5 protein-coding genes are annotated in these 2,711 nt (G+C 71.6%); all 5 read right to left on the reverse strand.

The features are described 5' to 3' along the window. On the reverse strand, positions 1 to 844 hold an 844-nt coding region (tsaD, locus tag ACNPM4_RS15675), incomplete at its 3' end, for a tRNA (adenosine(37)-N6)-threonylcarbamoyltransferase complex transferase subunit TsaD (RefSeq protein WP_448986295.1). Continuing rightward, positions 841 to 1,329 (reverse strand): ribosomal protein S18-alanine N-acetyltransferase, encoded by a 489-nt coding sequence (gene rimI, locus ACNPM4_RS15680; protein WP_262003372.1) that lies wholly within the window; start codon positions 1,327 to 1,329, stop codon positions 841 to 843. The genes rimI and tsaD, both read right to left, overlap by 4 nt. Beyond that, a complete protein-coding gene (tsaB, locus tag ACNPM4_RS15685; protein WP_448986296.1) occupies positions 1,326 to 1,943 on the reverse strand; it encodes a tRNA (adenosine(37)-N6)-threonylcarbamoyltransferase complex dimerization subunit type 1 TsaB in 618 nt (205 codons plus the stop codon). The genes rimI and tsaB overlap by 4 nt, the downstream gene beginning before the upstream one ends. A 60-nt stretch (positions 1,944 to 2,003) precedes the next feature. Next, positions 2,004 to 2,375 carry a flagellar assembly protein FliW gene (locus tag ACNPM4_RS15690; protein WP_448986297.1) on the reverse strand — a complete coding sequence of 124 codons (372 nt, stop codon included), beginning with the start codon at positions 2,373 to 2,375 and terminating at the stop codon, positions 2,004 to 2,006. Next, a partial coding sequence (locus tag ACNPM4_RS15695) for a flagellin (RefSeq protein ID WP_448986298.1) occupies positions 2,372 to 2,711 on the reverse strand: 340 nt, incomplete at its 5' end. The genes ACNPM4_RS15695 and ACNPM4_RS15690, both read right to left, overlap by 4 nt.

Consider the following 2,711-nt stretch of genomic DNA (forward strand, 5'->3'; position numbering starts at 1 on the left):
TCACGCCGCCGCCCAGCAGCAGGCGCGGCACCCCGAGGTCGGCGCAGGCCGCGAGTGCCTTGGTCACCAGCACATCGACGACCGCCTCGCGGAAGCTCGCGGCGACATCGGCCACCGGCACCTCGATCCCGTCGGCCTCGCAGCGCTCGACCCACCGCGCGACGGCGGTCTTCAGACCCGAGAACGAGAAGTCGTACCGATGCTTCGCCAGATCCGATGCCCGGGAGAGACCGCGCGGGAACCGGATCGCGTCCGGGTCGCCGTCGGCCGCCGCCCGGTCGATCTCGGGACCGCCGGGGTACGGCAGCGACAGGAGCCGGGCGACCTTGTCGAAGGCTTCGCCGGCGGCGTCGTCCATCGTCTCGCCGAGCAGCTCGACGTCGGTGGTGAGGTCGCGGACGTGCAGCAACGAGGTGTGACCACCGGAGACGAGCAGCGCGATGGTCGGGTACTCGAGCGGCGCGGAATCGGCCGTGAGGATGTCGGCGGCGATGTGGCCGACGAGGTGGTTGACGGCGTACAGCGGCTTGTCGATCGATACGGCCAGGCCCTTGGCGGCGCCCACTCCGACCATGAGCGCGCCCGCGAGGCCGGGGCCGCTCGTGACGGCGACCGCATCGAGGTCGTCGAGACCCACGCCCGCTTCGGCGAGCGCAGCATCGATGGCGGGCTGCATCGCCTCGAGGTGCGCCCGCGCGGCGACCTCGGGCACGACGCCGCCGTATCGGGCGTGCTCGTCCATGCTCGACGCGATGGTGTTGGAGAGCAGGGTGCGCCCGCGGACGACGCCGATGCCGGTCTCGTCGCAGCTCGTCTCGATGCCGAGGACCAGAGGTTCGCTCATGCCTTCGCCTCCTCGGTCGTGTCGTGCGATGCCGGGTGGCGGCGCAGTTCCAGACGCATCACGATCGCGTCCACGTCGTCCGGCTGATAGTAGCGGGGGCGACGGCCGATCTCCTCGAACCCCTCCGCGAGGTACAGGCCTTCCGCCGCGGGGTTGTCGGCCCTGACCTCGAGGAACACCTCACGGGCACCGCGCTCGGCCGCGGCGGCCAGGAGAGCACGCAGGAGCGCGCGGCCCCGACCCTGCCCGCGGTGCTCGGCGAGGAGCGCGATGGTCTGGATGTCGGCGTCGGCACTGCCACGCAGCGCGCGCACGCCGCCGTAGCCGATGACCGCGCCGTCGTGGTCGTCGACGAGGTAGCGGCCGTGGATGCTCTCGAGCTCGGCGGCCATGGTCTCGCGGCTCCACGCGTCGGTCGGGAAGGACCGCTCCTCGATCGCCATGATCGCGTCGAGGTCGTCCGCGGTGGCGTCGCGGAGGGTCATGAGCCGACCTTCTTCGGTGCACCGGGCACCGTCACGTCGGGGTGGCGCATGTAGAGCGGCTCGTCACCCGTGAGCGTGCGACCGGCTGCCAGGGCGCGTGTTCCGACGCGCGCCAGGTCCGCCGCCGACAGGGTGGCGACATCGATGCGGCGGATGCCGTCGAGGTGCGCGTCGGCATCGGCCGCCCGCACCAGGACGGTGTCGGCGACGATGTGCGGGATCCCATCGGCATCCAGCCCGTCGAAGACGGTGATCGCGACCTCTCGTCGGCGGGCATCGGTGACGATCGCGAACGGCTGCGACTCGGTCTCGAGCGCGGTGAGCGCGGCGGCGAGATGGCTGGGGACCGGGACGACCGGGAGGCCGCGTCCGAGGGCGAAGGTGCGGGCCGCGGCGATGCCGATGCGGAGCCCGGTGAAGGGTCCGGGGCCCATGCCGGCCACGACATGCGTCACCTCGCCGTCACCCGCATCGCTGAGCGCCGCGACGAGCAGGTCGCCGATCACCTCGGCGTGGCCCAGCGGGTCGGTGGCAGCGGCTTCGGCGCGTCGCGCCCCGTCGGCATCGATGAGGGCGACAGCGGTGCCCAGGGAGGTGTCGACGGCAAGGATCACGTCTCCAGGGTAGCCGTGGTCGCGCTGTGAGAGAGGCCCGGAGTGCCCGCGGCTCGCGCCTCAGCCCAGCGGAGCGCGGAGCGGGTAGTCCTGATCCTCGAGGATCACCTGCGACGCGGCTCCCGTGGTGCGATTGACGATCACGGGCGCCATCAGGTTCACGCTCACGCCTTCCGTGGAGGGGTGGGCGACCACGAGGACCAGTGCATCGTCGGCCGAGGCGAGCGCGAGGCTCTCGGCCTGGTCGTCGGTGAGGATCGGCGCATACTCGCCGAGCACGGTGCTCGGGTCGACGAGGTACAGGCGCAGATCCGCGTCGTCCACGGCTCGCATCGAGAACAGACCGTCCGCACCGTCGACCGGTGCGAGCGCGAACTCGACGTGCGGCGCGAGTCCCGGAGGGGGCGTCAGGAAGCTGAGTGCCGCGGTCATCGCAGGAAGTCCATCAGCGAGGGCTGGAGAACGCGCGCGTTCACCGCGAGCGCGGAGCGGTACACGAGCTCCTGCGCCTGCAACCGCACGAGCACCTCGATCGAATCGACGTCCTCGACCGCCGTGCGGCGGGACTCGAGGGACACGGAATTCTGCACTGCCGCCTCCTTGGCGCGTTCGATCTGAGACTGGCGGGTTCCGACGGAGCCCTGCACTCCGAGCATGGCGGTGCGTCGATCGTCGATCTCCGCGAGACGGGGGCCGACGTTCGTACCGGAACGGAGGTCGGCGACGATCTTGTCGACGAGGGCGAACACCGAGTCGTCGCCGGTGCCG

The sequence above is a fragment of the Microbacterium umsixpiens genome, assembly GCF_053543675.1.

Coding starts and splice junctions, on each gene's coding strand:
- rimI (WP_262003372.1), bottom strand. CDS start 1,329: ATGACCCTCCGCGACGCCACCGCGGACGACCTCGACGCGATCATGGCG.
- ACNPM4_RS15690 (WP_448986297.1), bottom strand. CDS start 2,375: ATGACCGCGGCACTCAGCTTCCTGACGCCCCCTCCGGGACTCGCGCCG.